10 protein-coding genes are annotated in these 22,414 nt (G+C 35.4%); all 10 read right to left on the bottom strand.

The annotated features are described in order from the left end of the window. Position 1: 1 nt before the first annotated feature. The 10 genes from AC1Q5Z_RS14920 to AC1Q5Z_RS14875 all read right to left on the bottom strand — a co-directional run bounded on the left by AC1Q5Z_RS14920 (position 2) and on the right by AC1Q5Z_RS14875 (position 22,352). Positions 2 to 691 carry a DUF3826 domain-containing protein gene (locus AC1Q5Z_RS14920; RefSeq protein ID WP_492445630.1) on the bottom strand — a complete coding sequence of 230 codons (690 nt, stop codon included), beginning with the start codon at positions 689 to 691 and terminating at the stop codon, positions 2 to 4. 287 nt (positions 692 to 978) lie between these two features. Next, complete coding sequence (locus AC1Q5Z_RS14915) at positions 979 to 2,691, bottom strand: polysaccharide lyase (protein WP_278021288.1); 1,713 nt, start codon at positions 2,689 to 2,691, stop codon at positions 979 to 981. A 103-nt stretch (positions 2,692 to 2,794) separates the two neighbouring features. Beyond that, positions 2,795 to 4,768, bottom strand: coding sequence for a RagB/SusD family nutrient uptake outer membrane protein (locus tag AC1Q5Z_RS14910; protein ID WP_492445628.1), 1,974 nt, complete (start codon positions 4,766 to 4,768; stop codon positions 2,795 to 2,797). A gap of 18 nt (positions 4,769 to 4,786) precedes the next feature. Continuing rightward, entirely contained in the window at positions 4,787 to 8,167 is a 3,381-nt protein-coding gene (locus AC1Q5Z_RS14905; protein WP_343583931.1) for a SusC/RagA family TonB-linked outer membrane protein, read from the bottom strand. A 707-nt stretch (positions 8,168 to 8,874) separates the two neighbouring features. Then, positions 8,875 to 9,858 carry a pectinesterase family protein gene (locus AC1Q5Z_RS14900; protein WP_492445626.1) on the bottom strand — a complete coding sequence of 328 codons (984 nt, stop codon included), beginning with the start codon at positions 9,856 to 9,858 and terminating at the stop codon, positions 8,875 to 8,877. Positions 9,859 to 10,007: 149 nt separating this feature from the next. After that, on the bottom strand, positions 10,008 to 12,026 hold the full coding sequence (locus AC1Q5Z_RS14895) for an aceric acid hydrolase (protein ID WP_492445625.1): 2,019 nt from the start codon (positions 12,024 to 12,026) through the stop codon (positions 10,008 to 10,010). Between the two features lie 181 nt (positions 12,027 to 12,207). After that, the gene (locus AC1Q5Z_RS14890; RefSeq protein ID WP_492445623.1) at positions 12,208 to 14,667 is read right to left on the bottom strand and encodes a pectate lyase family protein; all 2,460 of its coding nucleotides are present in this window, start codon (positions 14,665 to 14,667) and stop codon (positions 12,208 to 12,210) included. Positions 14,668 to 14,682: 15 nt separating this feature from the next. Next, on the bottom strand, positions 14,683 to 17,013 hold the full coding sequence (locus AC1Q5Z_RS14885) for a DUF5703 domain-containing protein (protein ID WP_492445621.1): 2,331 nt from the start codon (positions 17,011 to 17,013) through the stop codon (positions 14,683 to 14,685). Between the two features lie 249 nt (positions 17,014 to 17,262). Beyond that, the gene (locus tag AC1Q5Z_RS14880) at positions 17,263 to 18,687 is read right to left on the bottom strand and encodes a sialate O-acetylesterase (RefSeq protein ID WP_492445619.1); all 1,425 of its coding nucleotides are present in this window, start codon (positions 18,685 to 18,687) and stop codon (positions 17,263 to 17,265) included. Positions 18,688 to 18,989: 302 nt separating this feature from the next. Beyond that, positions 18,990 to 22,352: a glycosyl hydrolase gene (locus AC1Q5Z_RS14875; RefSeq protein WP_492445617.1), complete on the bottom strand. Its 3,363-nt coding sequence runs from the start codon at positions 22,350 to 22,352 to the stop codon at positions 18,990 to 18,992. Between the last annotated feature and the right edge of the window lie 62 nt (positions 22,353 to 22,414).

Below are 22,414 nucleotides of genomic sequence, written 5' to 3'. Positions count from 1 at the left end.
ATTATTCTTTTGCAGTAGAATCTTTTGTTTTACTCTTCTCTCTTTCTTCGATACGTTTGTGCCAATCGGCACTTTCTTTGTTTAAATCGTAACCTTGTTTTGATAAATAGTTGTTGATTCTTCCTTTGTATTTACCAAACCAACCGTGTTTTTCTTTAGAAGAACCAGCATCCATTGCATGTTCTCTTGCTTCAACTAAAGCTTTGTAGATGTAATCTTTTTGTTCTGCTGTTAAGTTTGGCAACATATCATTGTAACCTGCCACTGTAATTGGAAGCACTCCATAAGTCATTCCGTCTTTAACTTCAGTAATTTTATCTTCTGATAATTCTTTACTTAATTTTTTGATATAAGATTTATGCAATTTTGCAATTGACTTGTCTGCATTTGCTTTCAACTTGTCAATTTTCTCGTTTTGTTTTTCTTTAGCTAAAGAAGCGTCTTCTTTTACTTTTTTTATTTCAGCGTCTCTTCCGTCCTGAATTTCTGTTAAATCTCTGAATTGCTGCGCTATTATATTTGAAACTGCTTTTTCTTTTGCTTCGTTTTTCAAATCTAATTTGGTAACGATTTTTGCAGCTCTTTCATTGGTAACTTTTACATATTCAGGATCTAAATGCTGTTGCGCACTTAAAGTTGAAAATGCGAAAACCAGCGATAACAAGCCTGCGTTTATTTTATTTAGTGCCATTGTCTTTCTTTTTTTTAGTTATTTTTTTTAACTCAATCATAAGGCCAAAGGCCTTTAAGCAACACCATAGGATAAAATCCTATGAATTATAAACATCATATAGCAAAGCCCTGAAAGGGCGCAAGCCTATGTCTATATTTCATTAATTGCTTTCGCCCTTTCAGGGCTTTTCGCTTCCATTCTATTGTCAAAGGACGTTGTCCTTTGTTGTTGCTTTGAGCCTTTCAGGCTCTTTTCAAAAACATTCTTGTTTACTCTGAAACAAGAATGTTTTCAAAAATTATTCCTTATTTTAAATCTAATAACGGTCTAACTAATGTTTCTTTGTTATTAGCCAAATCTTTCCAGTCTACTTTAATCGCAGGATTTACACCATTAATGTAATCTTCAATATTAGAATATCCATCTCCGTTTAAGTCTCCTTGAGCATCTGATGGATCATTCGGATTTAAACCGTATTTTTTCTCCCATGCATCAGGCATTCCGTCTTTATCCGTGTCTACATAAGGTTTTCCTTTGTATTCTGGATATCCTCCAACTTGAGAAATATCTGTAATGATTCCTTTTTTATAAGAATCCATTGGAAGTCTTCTGTGCTCGAATTGATAGAAAGTCTTTTTCTCTAATCCTTTTGCATATTCTGGAACTCCAGTTTTTACCGTTCTTACGATTCTTTCGTCAACTTTATCTCTAAGTGGTAAGGTTGCTCCAACATTTTTAAGTACGAACTCATAAGATTCTTCAGCAGTCATGAATTTATTGAACCAAGGCATTGGGAAAGGTTTCTCTACTTTCATCTTTGCGAAATAGTCTTTCGATTCATCATAAGTCATTAACTCACCTTTTTTATTTTCGATTTGAATACCTCCGTCCCAATTGTCTTTAGTAACTTTTTCGTTTCCGTTAATTACGTTTCCGTTTACATAAGCTCTACCGAAAACCATATAAGGCAATTTGCTTCTCCCAGATTCTGGTTTTAAAATTCTGTAGCTAATTGGCTGAGTCAAATCGGTTACAGGACCTGGTTTGTAGAAATTGTTGATGATATTGTAATTAGCAGTATAATCTCCACCATCTGTAGATCTGTTGTACCAGTTGAAAACTACGTTATTCACAAAATTGAAAATTCCGTTCCAACCGATAGAAGGGTTTCTTCCTGCATTATTAGCCCACATATTTCTCATGAAAGAACAGTTTTCTCCACCTAAAGTACTTCCGAAAGCATGGTTGTAAGTATCTAAAGCTTCTCCGAACAAACTGTTTTGGATTGTAATATTTACCGTTCCCACTTTGATATCTGGATAACCTGGTCCTGGATTATACATGTGTCTGTAAATTGACATATTTTCGTCTAATCCCCAAGTTGCAGAAACGTGGTCGATCATAATGTTTCCAACAGGATTTCCTCCAATAGCATCATCACGACGGCCTACGAAAGTTTCTCCGCGACGGAAACGCATGTGTCTAATCACTACATCGTGAGTATCAATCCAAGTTGATTCTCCCGCCACGCAAATTCCATCTCCTGGAGCTGTTTGTCCAGCAATTGTGATATAAGGTGCACGAATGATTAACGGGCTTTTAAGTCTGATAATTCCAGCAACATTAAATACCACTATTCTCGCTCCTCCTTGTTCGCAAGCTTCACGTAAAGTTCCTGGTCCACGATCTTCTAGACTCGTTACCGTGTAAACTTTTCCGCCACGACCACCGAATGTGTACATTCCTCCACCTTCAGCACCTGGGAAAGCAGGAATTTCTGCTTGAGGTAAATCTGTTGGTCTTGCTGCCCATGGAATATATGGTTTTCCATGTCTAGCTTCTTCTTCAATAACGACTAAAGCTTTTTCCCAAGCTTCATCAGAGAGTCTTTGAGCTTCTTCTTTAATAGCTTTTTCCTGAGCCTGAACTTCTGGACTAATCTTCGGATATTGAGCAAAACATTTTGCACTTCCTAAAAAAAGCAGAGATGATGCGATAAATAATGCGGAATTTTTCATGTTAATTTCTAGTTGTGGTAATTCTTTTTAAACAAATCACCTGTATCTTTTAACGAATACAGGTGAAAAGCTTTATATAATAATCATTGTTTTGATGTTAAATCTATTCTTGATAATTGAAGGTTCCTAGTCCTCCAAAGTTATCATTCCAGCCAATAGTTTGTAACAACCATGGATTTGAAGTTAAAGCAGTTGTATTTAAACCATTGATATAATAATTTGGATTAAATTTAATATTAACAGCTACTCCACTAAAGTTATCCATAGGCGTAAGTAATGGTGTACGGATGAAATTTGCGTTGTAGAACGTCTCTAAAGTCTTCAACTGAGCTTCAAAATTTGCTGCATCTGGATCTGCAACTACATTTGCTCTAGCAGAAGTTAAAGGATCTGTAGTCGAAGAACTCGTTGTAGAATTATATTGTAAAAAGTTACCAGTACGTTTTGTTCCATTAATTGGAGTTAAACCTAATTTGCTTACAGTACCACCCACAACTCCTGGAAGAGCTTCGTTATCATAAAGCATCCATCTTTGAACATCCCAAAAACGTTTTCCTTCGTAAGCTAATTCTACTCTACGCTCATATAAAACAGCTTCAATTGCTTGATATTTATTTGCCAATGTTCCAATTCCGTAATTATTTTTAGAATCAATACCCACGCGGTTTCTAATTCTTCCTAAATAAGCTAAAGTATTATTTGTCTGACCTAAAGCAGCATAACATTCAGCAATATTCAACAATAACTCAGCATAACGATATTCCATAATATCTGTTCCAGAATATTGGAAATTGGTTTCTTTACTAGCTGCAGTATTTGTCATTTTTCTAACAAAAGCTGGACTAGAGATTGCAGTATTTCCATCTGAAAAACCTGCTTTATTTGATCCATCTACCCAACGGTAAGCCCAAAGAACTGAATTAGGCGTTTCTTTTGATCCCCATTTTGAACCAGAAAAAGCAAAAGTTCTGTAGAATCTTGGGTCTCTGTCTACGAAGAAAGTAAAATCATTGTAACCGTTTGCAGCAGTTGGTCTTCTACCATCTTTCATTGGGAACAAATCAATCATTTCTTTAGGAGCAGCTACTCCTCCTCCTGTTCCACCTAAACTTAATAAACGAATACCTTTTTCCCATGAATTGTTTATTACGTTTGAGGTAACACCCGTTCCGCAAAGTTGAACAGTAATCGCTTCAGAACAAAATGCATTGTCAATCAAAAACATTTGTTCCCATTGTTTTGCTGTACTTCCATACAATCCGTACCCATCTGCAGTCAATTGATTTTCTGCTTCTAGTCCTGCTTTCAAGGCTGCTTCCCAACGCTCAGTTGAGCCATCCCAGTTTTTATTAAACAATGGACTAGCAAAAGTTAAAAGCACTCTTGATTTTTGTGCTAAAGCCGCTCCTCTCGTAAAACGACCGTATTGAGTAGGCCAGTTTCCAGGCAATAAACTTGCTGCCATGTCTAAATCTTTTATAATTTGATCTACGACTTCAGAAACTTTTGCTCTTGGAAGCTGAATTGATGCATCATCAGCTGATGCATCTTGAACTGTAGTAACAATTGGAACTCCTCCGTACACACGCATTAAATCAAAATATTGCATAGCACGCATATAGTACATTTGCCCTTTTGCCTGATCGCGGAATGTTTTATCCAAATTTGAACCCTTTACATCAATGTCTTCTAAAAAAACATTACATTCTCTAATTCTGTTATATGGAGTATTATTAATACTTGTTGCAAGTTTTACACCATAGTAGCCATTTGCATCTTGTGAATTTACAAGTGTTTTATTTGGATTGATAAAATCTTGAGTTCCTCCTAGCTCTTCTGTTAATCTAGAATTGGCATCTGTATAAGAACCAATAATTGTAGAAGTTGGTGACTTATATGCATTGTAAAAATCATAATATTGATTGTCTACATAAGCTTGTGCACGTTCCTGCGTCTGATAAAACGTATCATCGTAAAATGAATATTGTTTCTTGTCTTTTAGAAAATCATCACTACAAGAAACTGCTCCAGCAGCAAGCAATAGTGATAATGTTATATGTTTAAATGGTGTTTTCATAATTGCTTTTAATTTAGTTTAGAATGATACGTTAAAATTAAGCGTCCAAGTTCTAAGTGTAGGATATGCTACAGAAGAATTATCATACATGTTACGGTAATGATCAGGATAAGGGTTGTATAAATCCCATAGGTTATTACCCGTTATACCCAACGTAATAGCAGCAATTTTAGTGTCTGCAAAAACTTTCTTAGGAATATCATATCCTACAGATAATTGTCTAACGAAGCAACGGAAAGTATTCAATTGCCAGAAATCTGAAGGACTTGACATATAAGCCCATTGTGCTACGCTAGGATATTTTCCGTTCGGATTATCTTCAGCATACATATCTCTCCAGAAACTCTCACGAGACCACATATTGTGGGCAGAAGAAGTACCTTGGTTTACTAAATCTACAAAAGTTGCACCTCCCCAAGAAGTCGAGATTTGAGATCTTAAATAAAACCCATCTACTTTAAATCCTAAGTTTGTAGTAAACCCATAAGTTCTGCTGCTGTTTGCCAATTTAACATAATCATTCTCTTTCATGATTTGTCCATCAGCTGGCGCTAGAGTTCCGTCAGGGTTAAGCTGACCCGCAACATCCTGATAAGCCAAAGATCCTTTTCTCATTCCGCTCATTGAACTAATATCTAGATATTTTGGCACACCACCTACTGCAGCAGCACGCTCACTTAAATAAGCCCAGTAATTTGCAATATCTTCATCTGTACGTAAAATACCATCTCCTGTAGATGTTCCTTTCCAAACTGCAAATCCCCAAACAGGATTGAATCCTACAGATTGTCCAACTCTTGTAGTGTTGTTAGCAGGAGTTAAGTTTCCTTGATCTGGAAATTTCTTAACTTCATTATTGTTATAACTAAAGTTTATTCCTATGTTATAGCTAATATTGCTTTTAACTTTATCGCTCCAGTTAATAGCAAATTCATGTCCCCATGCATCAACTGCACCGTAATTTTCTTCAGCATATCCACCTCCAACAGAAATTGGCACACCAACAGCACTACTCATATCTGTTAACATGTTTTTACTCTTATCATAGTAAAAATCATAGGTAAAATTTAATCTATTTTTTAACACATTAATATCAATACCAATGTTGTTTTTTATAGTAGTATCCCAAGTTACATTTCTATTAGGGTTAACTCTAGGCGTTAAACCACTTCCATTAGTACCTCCATTAGCACCAAATTGAAAACCTTTGTCAACAATAACATCATAATACTGAGCCCATCTCCATGGCTGAATATTATCTTTTCCTGTTTTACCAATTGAATAACGAACTTTTAAGAAATCAACCCAAGGCAAAGCTTTTTCGAACCAGTTTTCTTTAGACATTACCCAACCTAACTGAGCAGATGGGAAATATCCCCAATACTTTTCTGGTGCAAATTTCGTTGAAGCATCACTTCTGAAAAGAAACTGGAATAAATATTTTTGTTTGTAGCTGTAATTGAAACGACCAAAATAAGAAAGAGTTCCACCTTCAACCTTTGTTGCTGTACTATTAGAAGCATTTAATGTTCCTGCTGTACGATAATCTCCTAAGTAATCTTTACCTGTTTGCTCATAAGCTAAACGAGTAGCTGTATTGTATACTTCTGATGCTTCACCTCCAACCATTGCACCAATTTGATGATCTCCAAAAGTTCTATCATAGTTAATAAGAAAATCTCCTTGAGTACTCTTACTATCATTATTATTATAGTAAACTCTCGAGTTTCTAACATTTGTATCAATAATATAACTTCCTGTTGGATTAGTTGTAGCATTATAAATACTAGGATTAGCTTCACTTGCTAAGTGTTTGTCTAAAAGTTGGTAATCTCTAATACGAGCTAAATCATAAGGCAACTGAATTTGCTCTGTGTAAGAAGAACTTTGAGTTCTTGCATAATTAACTTTAAAAGATAATCCTTTAACTGCAGCAACTTTATAATTTAAAGACGCAGTTACATTAAATGAGTTATCATCTGTAATTTGATGAGAACCATTATTTAAATTGGCAAAATAGTTCCAACCAGCAATTGTAGTATTAGCATTTGCACTACCTAAGTTTTTGTTTGAATTAGGAAATGGAGATACATAATATTCTTTACCATCATCTAGAGTAACTTGCCATGGCACATGCTGTGGCATGTGTAATAAGAATCCATAATCTGCTTGTTCTCCACCGGCAGCAGATCCATAACTTCCGTCACTAATATTTGCTGACGCTTTTGTAAACGACTTATCAATTGTTCCAACATTTCCAGATATAGAAGCAGAAAAATCTAAATTCTTAGCAATTTTAGCATTGATTCCTGTACGGAAATTCCATTTATCATACTTTTGGTATCCTAAGTTTGCATCTTGCGTTAAGTAAGTTGCACCCGCAAAATAGGTAATATCTTCGCTACCACCACTTACATTGAAAGAGTGTTTTTGCTGAATAGCAGGTTTCCATGCTTCTTCTAACCAGTTATAGTTCAAACCTTTCATTTGCTCTAATTCAGATTGAGAATATAATGTAATTGGATCAACTACACCTGGCGCAACTACTCTTCCTGTATTAAATCTGTTACTAAAAACTCCAAACTCATAAGCGTTTAATACTTTACTGTGACTTACAGCATCATTGACAGCAAACTGGCTGTTATAGCTAAATTTTGCTTTACCTGCTTTACCACGTTTCGTTTTTACCACAATCGCTCCTTGAGAAGCACGTGAACCATAAATTGCAGCAGAACCATCTTTTAAAACCGTAATACTTTCAATCTCCGAAGGATCTAATCTATTGAATTGCTCCAAAGTTGGTTTTCCGTTACTTGGATCAACCTGAATCATATCGTCAATAATTACCAATGGAATAGTTGAGTTTCCATCTTTCGAGAAACCAAAACTTTGACGAATCTGAATAGTTCCTGCATCACCAGGACGACCAGTACCACTTGTAACTGAAACCCCCGGAACCAGTCCTTTTAAGGCGTCAGATAAATTAGTAACTGGCAAATCCATTAACTCATCTGTTTTAATTGTTGCAATAGCTCCAGTAAGTTCCTTTTTCTTTTGAGTACCGTAACCAACTACAACTATATTATCTAATTGATTAAAATCATCCTCCATTTTTGCATTAACGATCGAACGATTATTTAGAGGTATCTCCATTTTTTTCATTCCGATGAAAGAAAAAACTAATGTTCCTCCGCTTTTAACTTTAATCTGATACTTTCCATTGTAATCTGTCGTCACTGAATTTTTTGTAGATTTCTCAGTAATGTTAACTCCAGGCAATAGTCCTCCTAAATTGTCTGTAACTGTTCCCGTTACTGTAACTTGATTCTGAGCATAACTCAATACACTCATCAGTGTAAACAAAAGAAAACTACATCTTTTTATAAGTGCTTGTTTCATAAATGTTTGTTTGGTTAGGTTATTAATGTTAGTTAGTCATGTTTTAAACATGTCTTAATTTTAATAAAACTTTATTTAAAGAAATCTTAACTAAAGATTATTAAATGTTTAAAACACATTTATTTTAATATTCCAAAAATAGGACGATGATACATGAGAACCGTCCTGCTCTATCCTGTTTTAATCGCAGAATGTCAAAAAAAATGTGACTAAAAAAACAATATTAATAAAAAACGAATGGAAAAAATAGATGAACCTAAATATTTCGGGCAAATGTTTGCTTAAAAGAAAATTTATAAACTCATTTTGACGAAAAAACAATAAGATTTATATCAAAAATAAACATATAGTATATATTCTGCAAAATTAAACAGTATCTGTACTGATAAATAAGTGCTTATGAAATACCCTTTTCTTACGAAAACGATAGAGAAAAATACTGAAAGTATATTTATTTTACGATAAAAAACTTACAAAACAATAAACAGGATAGTTACAGGATGGCATAAAAAAAGTTTGAATAATTTTTACTGAAAAATATATTTTTAAAAGTAAATTCTGACCAACGAAATTTAAACGATAATCTATCCATTTTTTGCTAACTCAATAACAACAAAAAACCCACTAAACATTGATGTCAGCGGGTTTTTGTTAAATTAAAATTTTGTTCTGTTTAAGGTTCCCTGTTTTTGGGTAAAATTAAAGCACTATTTATTCGGATCCCATCCGTTTAAAACTAAATCTCGATTGTATTTTTTAAGATCTTCTCTCTTCAATTGATGCGACCACGATACGCGGTGCGAAATATATTTTGCACTGGAACCTTTACTTCCATATTCTGCATAATAAGCAGTTTTGTCTTTATTAGGAAATCGAGTATCAATCCATTCATTCCAACCTTCTGGAATAATATGCGAACTTAAATCGGTATTAATGAAAACGGTTTGTGCATAAGGCCTCCATGGTCTTCCTAAAAATACTTTATCTACCGATTTGTCTTTTGCTGTAAGCTTACAATCAACAAAAACAAAACCGTAAGCTTGTCCTTGTGGTGTTGAAGCTGCTGTGATATAAGAATTTACCAAACTCTCAATTGTACATTTGTAAAAATAAGCCGTTGCGGCTCCAAAAATAAAATCGGTTGTACCATTGATAAAACAGTTTTCAAAATAGATACGAGTTTTTTCTTCAGATAAATAAAGAGTGTCTTGGTTTCCTAAAAGATTACAATTTTTCACAATAACGCGATCGCTTTTAATATGAAGCGCCACCGCCTGTCCCACTCTTCCTGCCGTATTTTCTACAGTAAGATTTTCAAGCGTACAATCATTTCCTTTGATCATGAAAGAATACGAAGTTCCTGTTCCAAATTCTTTCTTTCCCGATGGATCTGGTTCTCGAAGCGGTTTTCCAGAATAATCATCAAATAAAATAATCGTTTTATTTCTGTCTAAACCTTTTAAAGTAATAAAAGGTTTTGAAGCAGGAATTTCTAACTTTTCAACATACTTTCCTGGTTTTATAGTAATTACTACTCGTTTTTCTGAATTGTCTTTTACATTATTCACCGCTTCCTGAATCGTTTTGAAATCTCCTGAACCGTCTTGAGCAACGGTTACAGCGAGTTTATTATCGAGCGTTTGGGCTGATAGTGAAAGTGTTATTAAAAATAAAGCCAGAATATATTTCATAGTTTTTAATATTTAAAATTTTTACACAATGTATATCTGTAGAGACGCACCGCAGTGCTTCTAACGCAACGTAACCACAATCTTTGATATACATGGCGTAGACGCACTGCAGTGCGCCTCTACAAAAAAATAGGAATCTATATATAATTTTAATGAGACATCCAAACCGTCATTTCTCCTTTTCCTTTATTTCCCCACGCAAAATACGGAATCAGCTTTACTTGTACAGTATTTTCATTTTTAGCAGAAAGCGGTTTGTACAACGTTTTATTCCATGAATTATTTGAATTTATAACAGCTTCTGCATCAATGCTTACTAAATTTCTATTATTCAAGATGAAATTGTTTGTTGCAAAATTCGATTTCAAACTTAAAGCCACATCATTTACACTTACTTTCGAAGGAAGCTGATCAGATTCCAAACAATACACCAAAGGCCCTCTTTTTACAGCAACCTGATTTTTAACTTCTTCCACTAACGGATTGGCTTCCATTAACTCAACTGGCATTGGAAGATTCAATTCGATCACATCTCCTTTTTTCCATTTTTGGTTTAATTTCAAATAAGTTCCTGAAATGATTTTATCTGTAATTTTCGAATTATTAACCGAAACTTCAGCATTCTGACTCCAGCCGGGAATTCTTAAAAATAAGTTTTGCAAATCTTTCGGCGCTTTTACAATTTTCAAAGTAATTTTTCCGTCCCAAGGATAATTCGTTTGCTGTTCAATTTCAATTTCTTCTCCGTTTAAGGATTTCGTTTTCAATTGATTACTCCCGTATAAATTCACATACAAACCTTCTTTCGAAATATTGTAAGCATAATTTCCAACTTCAGCAATTGTTCTGGTTACGTTTGGTGCGCAGCAATTTGATAAGGCGATATAACCTTCACGCTCATTTCCCCATCTTTGGTGAAATGGCAAATCGTTAGAAACATTCAGCGGATTATTGTAAAGGAATTTTTCTCCTTCTAAATCCATTCCCGAAAGCACACTATTGTATAATGCCAATTCTACAACATCAGCATATTTGGCATCTCCTGTAATTTGAAGCATTCTCCAGTTCCATAGCACATTTCCAATATTAGCACAAGTTTCTGTATGAGCCGTTGCATTTGGCAATTGAAAAGGCCTTCCGTAAGCCTGATGAATTTTCTGCACCACTGTTGGATCATAAGAAGTTCCGTCTGGCGAAACACCATCATATAAAGAACCACAGCCACCAGTAATGTACATTTTGCGATACGTTACATCATCCCAAATGGATTCTAAATTATCTAGTAATTTTTTTTCTCCAGTTTCAGCATATAAATCGGCAACTCCGGCATAAAGATAATTCGCTCTTACAGCGTGCCCCATTGCAGTTGTTTGCTGTCTAAACGGCACTCTATCTTGATTATCATCGGTTCCGTCATTTGTAGTTCCTCTAATATCAATTAGATTATTAGCCAATTCTAAGTATTTCGGATTTTTGGTTGTTCTATACATTTCTACAATTCCCATATAATGAGACGGACAAATGGCATTTCGAGCCAATTCTGGTGAAGCTTTTTTATAGAAATCATACAAGAAATCGGCAACACCTTTTGCAATATTCAGAAAGTTTGTTTTTCCTGTGGCACGATAATGAATACAAGCTGCAGTCATTAAATGTCCCATATTATATTTCTCAAAACCCAATTGTTTTTTTACTTCTTCTGGCCCTAAAGTTCCCCAACGTTCGTCGATTAAAACTGGCGTATGAATATAACCGTCTTTACGCTGTACTTTCGCGAAAAGCGCAATGGCTTTATCCATTTCGGCATCGAGTTTTTTGTCTTTTGTAACGGCATACGTTGCTGCCATTCCTTCAAAAATCTTATAAAAATCACCATCATGAAAAGAAGGTCCTTTGAAAGTTCCTTTGCTTAAACCTGCTGCAATTTCGAAGTTTTTGTAAGCATGCGAAATCTCATCGTTATGATACAAATCCCACATATACGGCAAAGTATTTTTGGTTTCTACATCAAATTGTTCTTTCCAAAAACCGTTTGTCCATTTTACATCTTGTAAACCTACACTTTGTAATTTAGAATACGGACTTTCTGAATTGGCAACCAAGCCTTTGTTTTGCGCAAAGATTACGGTTGAAAGAAATAAAGAGGATATGATGATGTTCTTTTTCATTTTGAATTTATTTTTTGTTTGCCACGAATTACACGAATTGCACTAATTTTTTTTCTTTTTTCTGCCACAGATTAAAAGGATTAAATTGATTTTATACTAAATAATCTGTGCTAATCCTTTTAATCTGTGGCAAAAAACTAATTCGTGGAAATTAGTGTAATTCGTGGCAAACCCATTTTTTTTATTTAATAAAGAAATTAATGGTTCTGCTCATTGAATCTCCGTCTACGTCTTTTACAGTTAAAACGAAAGAAGCAAATCCTTTTTCAACAGTTGTAAACTGAATTTCTTTTCCTTTTAAAATCACCTTTCCATTTTTAACATCAGAGAAAGTGTAAACTGGTTTGTTTTCGTATCCTTTGAAATAATCTGCTACATTTAAAACCTTTTTATCTTTTAAATTGATAAAATAATGAGGCTGAGCTAACCAGTCTAAATAATTATCCAATTGCGTAAATCCGTCTTTGTCATTATCTTGATTGGCATCTGAGAAATCTCCAGCTTTTGAATTTTCGTTTAACCCAAAAGCTTTTTCCCACCAGTTTGGCAAACCGTCATGATCTGTATCCCAATCTGTCGGACGAGTTTCTGAAGCAAAATTTGGCCATCCGCCTGCATCTTGTTCGTTATCAATCATACCGCCTAATCCGCTTTTACTTCCCTTATAAGTGAAAGTTCCTTTAAGAGTTTCCTCTACAATTCTGTTATCGTGTTTGTCAAAAAACGGCTGATTGGCACCAACATCTGAAAGCACATTTTTGTAAGCCACTTTCGCTGATTGCGTTTCTACATACGAAGGAAAAAATGGTTTGTCTACAAAAGTTTCATAATCTACTTTCTCATTATGGCTTATAGTAGATTTTCTGCCTTTATCCTGAGATTTCTCATCAAAGTAACCTGGCATTATGTTTCCGTTAAAATAGTAACGTTGCATACCTTTTCCAACACCTTCATGTTGTGCATTTAGCGCCACAAATATGGTAGTTGAAGCGCCTGGTTTGTAAAAATTGTTTACAAAATTCACTTCGTTTGCACCACCGTCAGTTGTTCTTCCTCCCCAATTGTAAACCACATTGTTGGTAATATCCAATCTTCCTGTGTAATAACCGTCACCATTTAATCCACCACCAATACTCCAGTTACGACCTTGGTTATGTGCCAATAAATTATGATGAAAACTACCAATATCACCGCCAATTGTTGCTGCAAAACCATGCATTTTTCCAGCTGGATATTTATCATGTCCCGCAATGTTTAAAGCTTCAGAAATTAAAGTTCGTTGTAAAGTGATATGATGCGCACCACGTGAACTAAACGATTCATCAATTGTCCAGCTAATCGAACAGTGATCTATAATACTATAATCAGCGCCCGTTAATCCCATTCCGTCAAAAGTGGTTCCGCCTCCAATTCTCACTTTTAAGAATCGAATTACACCATCATTTCCTGTCAACCCAATTGGCGCTCTGCTGATCGTAATTCCTTCTCCCGGAGCAGTTTGCCCTGCAATAGTGATATAAGGCTGATTTGCTACTAATCTAGAAGCCAGTTTTATATTTCCCGAAACATTGAAAACAATCGTTCTTGGACCAATTTCCTGATTAATGGCATCGCGTAAACTTCCCGGACCGTCATCATTTAAATTGGTTACTTCAATCACTTTTCCGCCACGACCTCCTACGGCATAGCGTCCGTAACCTTCTGCACCTGGAAACGCCAATTGAGCAGGTTTAAACGACCAAACATTTCCTAAAGTCACTTCGCCATTATTATCCACTTCATCCACTCTCCAATAATAAGTTGTTCCCGAATATAAATCAGAAACTGCAAAAGATTTCTCCGTTAATTTTCCTTTAAATTCTTTTGAAGATTCAGTTGCGTTTTCTACCGCATTTTTATCTTCACCGAAATATATTTTATGCGATGCTACGTTTTTTACAGCATCCCATTTTAGAGTTAAAGTTTTACCCACTTCAACATGTTCGTCTCTGTTTTTTGGTTCTGGAGTTCTGGCCTGATTCATTAAATTTGGTGTATCAATTTCAAAACCGTTAATCACAATCTGTTTTATAATATCTTGGTTTGAAGTTGGATCAATTTCAAAACGAACAATTACATCTTTTCCTTTTTCAGCATTAAAAGTAATATACGCCATCGAAGCATCAATTTTAGCATTGGCTCTCTGACTAGCATTTACTGTTTCCTGAAGTTTTCCGTTTACAAAGATTTTTATCGGAGAAAAAGTTTTTCCTGTAATGACATCAAAAGCGTTATGAAAAGTCAAAAGCGTATGTTTTCCCGCTTTCAGTCCGCTAATTTTCAATTCTAAATTTTCGGAAGTAACCAAACCATCGCTTCCTAATTTGTTGTAAAACGGAGCACTCATTCCTACTTTATACCACTTTGAAGTAAAGTTTCCTTTTAACTTAAATGACACATTATTAAATGATTTTTCGGCTTCTTTTCCTTCATTAATCACCCAAGAATCATAACTAGGATCATGGACTTCTTCTAGTCTTCTTTGAAAAAAGTCAAAGTCAACTTTTACAATTTGTTTATCAGCATTTTGAGCTGATTGTGCTTGTCCATTTGTGGTCAAAAATAGGGACAAAACAGCACCACTTATTAATTTCTTTATCATTTTTGTTAGTAATAGTTAGTTTAATTTCGTTTTCTCTGCTTCAGATTTTCCTAGCAGATTTATAATATCTTTTTTTCTTTCTTCTGGAATTACTTTTAAAACCTTCAATTCTCCATTCACGAGTTCGGCTTCAATTGTTGTATTTTGTTTGGCGTGTAATTTAAAATGAACGTTCCATTCTTTCGGCCAGGCTGGAAAAAGATAGATTTTCCCGTCTGCTTCCTGCAAAAGCATTTCCTGCATGCCAATCATTCCCGATCCTCCCCAATTATGATCTGGAACCCAGTCAAATCCTGGTCCCCAAAAAGCTGGAAAACGTCTTTCTGAATTGGCCATTTTAAGTGTATTGTATTTCATCGCTTCTTCGGTTAAACCCAAACGAGCCGAGAAAATATTATCTTGTTTCCAACCTACATGACTTCTAAATTTTAAAGCATCTGGATCGTATTTCCATGTATTTAAAGCCGTTTCTAAATCAGGTTTTCCAACGCCATAAATTCCCCACGGATAAACAGGATACAATTGCGGAACTTCAGAATTATTGACTCTTTCCCAAGTTTTAGCAGGAAGTAAAACTTTATGATTTTCAATCTGCCCAAAATTCAAAGGCGGAATTCTCGTTTGAAATGCTTTTAAATATTCTGAGTCTTCTTTTGACAATTGATTCCCTGAAAGGTTTAAAAGACTTTCTGTAATAACTTGCAAAGCCGAAATCGTACTATTGGCATTATTCGCCATTTTATACGTTTCTGCTCCTGAACCCGGAAAAAGAATTAATTTTCCATTTCCATCCAAAGCTTTTCTGCCTCTTTGCTTTGCTAAATATTGATAATGTTCATCAAAAAATCGAAGACAACTGATGATGAATTGATTGTATTTTTGAATATCTTCTCCTGCATATTCTTTCTGCTGCAACATCATTTGGCAGAACTCTAAAACGGTATCCCATTCATATTCTAACCACGCATTGTATTCCATTCCTGGATCGTAATCTGCGGGACGTTTCCATTCGTATTCGGCTGGATTTGGCAAACCGAAGTTTTCTAATTGTTCTGTGAATGATGCACCGCCATGTTTCCAGTAGACTTTACTACGCAATTCAGCATTTTTTTGCAAATCGAGATAAAAACTCAATTGCGATTTCATCATATCAAAATCACCGCTTTTTACCATCGGAAAATAAACCAATCGCTGGTTTTGTGCTGTCATCGTTCCTCCTCCCCAATTTCTGAAATCGGGCGTAAAATTTAGGTCTTTATTCGTGTAAACAGGATCAACCGTGAAAAGTCCGCCGTTGAATTTTGTTGGATATTTTCCATACGCATTACATCCCAGCATGTATCGAAACAATTGATAATTCTGCCCAATTTGATATACTGAATCTTTAACCGTTTCCTGATTTTTTTGAGTGAAAATAAAACTGCGATTCCAGAAAGTATTCCACCATTTTTGAGTGTTTTTTTCTGCTTGTTTGAAATTATTTTTATTAGCTGAAATCAAACTTTTTAATCCGTTATTCCAAGGCGAAAAATCAGATTGATTGGTATTTAAATATATTTCTAGTGAATGCTTTTTGGAAGGTTTTATACTTGATAAATTAAACCCCTTAAAATCTGTCGACTGATATTTTCCTAAATAGGTTCCGTTTGGTTTTAGATTATTTCCTGTCATAAATCCGCCAAAAGTCAGATTCGCAATCGGGTTCAGCATTTGGTCTTTAACCGATTCCATTTTCTGCTGTTTCACCGCCACATCAAAAACAGTGTTTTCTCTGTTTCTGTGATAAAATTTGATACCGTTATTTTCAAACGAAATAGAATCTTTATAGGTAATAAGTTCTCCCTGAGGCGCCCATTTATAAGAATTGGCATTATTTTCTTTTCCTTTCGGATAACGGTTCTGATAACGCCAGCTTTCATACGAAGCCGTCATTTGCAAAGCATTTTTACTTTCTAAATCTACATGAATTATCGGTTTAAAAACATCTACCCAAAGTTTTATTTTTGTGTTGTTTTGCCCAACTAAAACATAACCATCTTTCAATTTTAATTCCTGATGAAACCCTTCTTTTCCTTGAAACGGATTCGGCGTTAAAGTCACTTTTACACGACCTAATTTCAATAAGGTATTATGCTCATCGAAAGTCCCACTTCGCGAAAAATAGAAATACAAATCACCTTTCTCCACCCAGACATTCATACCAATATCACCACCACCCAAAGGCATAGATTCTGATGAATTGTTGCTTTGCGTTGTCCAAACCTGATTGTAATTATCAAGCGCAGGAATTTGCGCTTTAAGGCAAAGCGTTGTAAAGAGAAGTATAAATAGTATATTATTTTTCATTTTTTACGTTTTCCTGCAAGGTTTTCAAAACCTTGTAAGTATATTTTTTATTTTCTCTCGCAGATTTATTCTCATTTCTTGTCATTTCGACGAAGGAACAATCTTCGCAAGTAACTCCGCAACGATAGTCGCCAATCTTTGTCGAGCTTCTCGTGGAGATTTCTGCTTCGTCGAAATGACAAACTAGACGTTAAACTCATAATTCAAACACCTACAAGGTTTTGAAAACCTTGCAGGAGCGTCCATATATTACCATTCGTCTGTTCTAAACGAAGAAACTGGCAAACCACCTGCGCTAAACAATTCCGCTTTAGCGAAATCTTTCCATAAATATCTTACTGCAACAGGATTTTTAACTTTATCAGAGGTCAGAACCACCGATTTTCTTCTTACCACAGTTTTCGCTTGATAAAAAACTTTGTCTGCTCCTGCAATTTCAAAACCTAAAACTTCTTTATCATAAGACGTAATTCCGTTAGCAACATCATCAAAAGAAATTGTTACAGCACCATCTTTTATTTCCATTGATTTGTATTTCGGACTTTCGAATTCAAAACCTTCAATTCCGTATGTTCTCGCCAAAGCTTGAAAAGCTAAACGGTTTCCTCCTTTTTCCTTGTCCATTGGGTGAATGTTGTTTTCTTCCCCAACATCCATTAAAACTGCCATTGCTGAATTCGGAATTTCCTTTGAAGCTTTCAACTGCGCTTCTCTTATATAAGCTGAATTGTATTTTTCTAAATAATCTTTTGGATGAAATGAAGCATAATTAAACGGTGCGATCTGAGCGAAATAAAAAGGAAATTCTCCCTCATTCCACAACGTTCTCCAACTGCTTACCATTTTCTTCATTAAAGCGGTATATTCAGAAGCTCTTTCGTAATTCGATTCTCCCTGATACCAAATACAGCCTTTAATTTCATAACCAATTACAGGCGAAAGCATTCCATTAAACAAAGTTGTTGGCACGCGATTTGGATCTTTTGCCAATTCTTCCTTTGTGGTCGGAATTTTAGCACTAGCGAAATCTTTCAGCATTTCCTGATTCATCCAAGCTTCCATGCTTGAACCTCCGTAAGAAACATGAATCAATCCAACAGGGACATTTAAAACTTCCTGCAAAAGTGATCCAAAATACCAAGCCGTCGCACTAAAATTAGAAGTCGATTTTGGAGAAGCTTCTTCCCATTTTCCTTCAAAATCTTGTAAAGGTTCCAAAACTGTTGCTCTTGGAATCGTAATTAAACGAATGTCTTTATTAGTTGATCTTACAATAATTTCGTTTCCGTTTTTAACGGGCTGTCCTTGAAATCCTTTCAATGGCATTTCCATATTCGATTGTCCTGAACAAAGCCAAACTTCTCCCAACAAAACATTTTTGATGGTTACTTTTTCGTTTCCTTCTGAAACTTCGATTGTGTAAGGCCCGCCAAAAGAAACCGTTTTTAATTCTGTTTTCCATTTACCAGAATTGTCTGCTTTTACCTTATAAGTTTTAGAATCCCATGAAGTTTTGATTACGATGTTGGCGTTCTTTTCTGCCCAGCCCCAAATTGGTGCGTTAGATTTTTGCTGTAGCATCATGTTATCAGAGAACAATGCTGGCAATTTGATTTTGGCATTGATTTGAAGAGTTGTTAAAATCGTTAATAATGCAATAATTGATTTTTTCATTTTTTATTTATTTTTTGCCACAGATTAAAAGGATTAGAAGGATTTTTTTCGCCACGAATTCACGAATTATTTTTCTCAATTCTATCCCCTTTTAATATGTTATTATTCTCTTTTTTAATTGCCTCCAGCTTTAGCTGGAGGCGTATCAAATGTTTATTTTCAATGGGCTTTAGCCAAACTAACTTTTTGGCTAAAGCCCTATTGTGTATTCTTCTTAACATCCAGCTAAAGCTGGAGGCGACCAACTTCTTTCCTTCTCAAAAAAATAATCCTTTTTAATCCTTTTAATCTGTGGCTAACTTTTATTTTTCTTTTACAATACTTACTGGCCCAAATAATCCCGCTTTCAACAACGGTTCTCCTTCTAATCTAAATGGCGCTGTTGTCCATGTCAATCTTTCTTCTTTTGGCAATTTTTGATCACCAATTAATCTATTTGCCCACGTATTTGTAACTTTTATTTCTATCGTATTTTTTCCTTTTTGCAAAGCTTTTGAAATATCTGTTTTGAAAGGAAAAGTCCAAAGTGTTCCACAATCCTTTCCGTTGATTTTGATTTCGGCAATATTTGAGATTTCACCTAAATCCAACCAGATTTTATTGGTTTCCTTTCCTTTCCAACCAAACTCTTTTTTATAAACTACCGTTCCTGAATAATACTTAATTTGATCATTTTCAGAAGTACTCCAGTCAAAAAGTTTGTTCGTTTTAACCACTTCTTTTGGGCCTTTAAATTCAGGATCAAATTGTAATTCCCAGTTTTCATCTAAAGTCTGAACTTTCTCAAATTCAGAGGATTTTCCTTGAGCTAAAACTTCTTTCGTTTCTCCTTTAAAAATCACAAAACCAGATTCGTTCGCATCTAAACTTATCGAAACAATTGATCTTCCGTTTTCTATTTTCCAATTGGATAAAGCCGAAGTTTGATCTGTTACAGGATTATACCATTTAGGAGCTTTTCCAGCTATTCTGAAAGAAGCATCAAATGTTCTTTTTTCTCCTTTTTGATTGGAGATAAAATAAATATCTTCAGTATCCGATTTACGATGTGCCCAAGCCAATGTTTCCGAATCGGCTCTATTTAAATTTGGAAAATAAACGTCTTGTGTAATTCCGATGGAAGCAAAATCATTTCCTAAATACGGCAATTTAATAACCGTTCCTTTCCCGATTTTCCATGTTGATGAATTGGCATTATTCCAGATTTCATCAATTACATTCTGCCATTTCTTTTGATCAGCTTCTGAATTAATCCCTGGCTGAAGATTCGGTTTTTCATCTACAAAAATCGTTGCTCCTTCTTTTAGCAATTGCAGGATTTTTTCAGCAGAAGCCAAAGAAAGCATCTTATTTGGTGCCATTTTATGACTTCCTGGAAAGAATAAAGCCCCATATTCAATTCCGCCCTCAAACGAAATTTTTCCGTTTACTACCTTCGCTCTATTAATTAAAACATCAGCATTGAAAGAATCATATTGATATCCATTTAATGGATTAATCCATTGTGATAAATCGGTTATATTTTTAGAATAAGTCACTTCTTTTGGCATTTTTGCCGTTGGCTGACCTTCATTTTCTAAACGGATTTTCTCGCTTTCGAGTCTTGCTGCACCAAACACATTCGGAATAAACGGCACTAAACGATCTGGAACAAAAGAACGGGAAGGAAAATCTTCGCCAATAAAAACGGCTAAATCAATTACTGGTTTACCTTTTTGTAACTGAAACTGCACTCTTTGACAATAATCAAACCAAGCTTTTCCGGGTTTCCACCAAGTTTGGTCTCTTTGGAAAAAAGTTCCGATATCATCTAAAGTCATTCCGGGCTTTCTGTCCGTCCACGGATTGTGCACAAAAACATGATAGAATAAACGATTGATTCCTAAAGCGTAATTACGGTCTGCAGTGGTTTTTAGATTTCCGGGATGTTCGTCCCAATCCATTCGCAGAGCCGTAAAAGATTCTGCCTGAATAATATCTTTTCCGTAAATATGTCCGCCAGAAATGGCATCGACCATATCAAAAGGTTTATCGTGCGTTGGGCTTTTCAACCAAAATTCCCCGCTTGGATAATCGACATATTTATAATGTAATAAGGCATCACTAGTCACAACAGGCGCTACATTTTCTGCACTTAATTTTATATTGTTTTCTTTTGCAATCTGAGCCACCGTTCCGTAGAAATTATCGGCTACTAAATCGGCAATTGTTTTACGTACATCGTATAAAACTTTCTCTGAGAAATCGGCACTTTCTACTGGAATTCCAGCCATTACAGGCAAATATTCTACAAGATCATAACCGCGTCTCTTTTTAAATTCAGCTTGAAAAACCGAAGACCAGTTTTGGCTTCCACATTCCCAGCTGTCAAAATGAAGGATTTCCAGAACTTTTGAAGCCAGTTCAGGTCCAGCAGAACGAACGGCTTCACCAAACCAATGATCTAACTGAAAACGAATTAATTCGGGATTAAACTTATCTACTTCTAATCCTTTTCCTGCTCCGCCAGTTGCATTTTCATGTCCTGTAGAAGTATGCCCCATTCGGAGAATTTTCCATTTCCCTTTTGGTGCTTTCCAGTTTAGGTTTCCATCGGCATCAACAAAATTGGAGATATTAATGATTTCTGACTTTTTGAATGCATCAGAGTTTGGAATTTCTTTTTCAGTAGTCTGCGGAGTCAAACGCCAAATTGCTCCTGATTTTCCTTCGTAATTATTAATCAGTGATTGATTCGAAAGTGTAATTTTACTCACTTTCAGATTCTGTTTCCACTTCGCAAAATCTAAATCTTCTGCTCCAGGTTCTGTTTCTTTTGGATCATAAACAAATCTGAAATACTTTGCCGTAACAGGCGTAATAGTATGTGTATTTGGGAAATCCATATCCTGCCAGCCGTGACGCGGTGCGATCATTCTTTCGTGAAATCTAAAATTGACTCCGTCATCACTCACTTCTACAATAAGACGTTGTGCCTGAAAATCTCTTCCTTTGGTTTCAATTACAATGGATTTGCAGGTAAAAGGCTGTGCAAATTCGTACTGAATCCAACCTGCATCAGCAAACTTGAAGTTTTCATCTTTTTTAGGATCAGCCAAAAGCGATGCGTCAGTATTGTTTGATGTGGTTACTTTTGGCAGTTGCATCTGCGAAGTAATTTGGTATTCTTTTATAGGAATCGCAAAAGTGGCAATGTCTTTATAATATTCTTTGTAATGTACTGGAACGGGTAATTTTAGCGCCACTTTTTTTCCACCTAAAATTTCAGTTGTTGACCATACTACTTTTTGCATAGACATTTCTGGTGTAATCCAAGGCCCACCTGCAACGGCAAATCCGTCTGCTCCATGAAAAGCTAGTTTTAACCCCAAACAATCTGCCTCTTTAAATGCCCAATGAATCATATCCCAAAATTCAGGCGTCAACTGTAAAACCGGCGGATCTATCAATGGCGGATTTGCTGACCCTTTGATCGTCATTAAATAAGCGCCCGCAATCCCAGCTTGTTTCATCGCTTCTAAATCGGCTGTGATTCCTGCTTTAGAATACGCCGATTTCATCCAATACCAATACACCCAAGGTCTTGAGGATTCTAATGTTGGCTGAAAAGTGGTTTCTTTTTTATGGACTTCCTGCGCAGAAAGGAATCCAACAAGAAGTAACATGAAAAAAAGGTGTTTTTTTTGAAACATTTTAATTGTTTTTAACCGTTTTGTTTGTCATTTCG

It is taken from the genome of Flavobacterium sp. GW823-FHT06G12, assembly GCF_058794775.1.
Note: the sequence above shows the minus strand (reverse complement) of the source record. Positions and strands in the feature narration are given on the sequence as shown.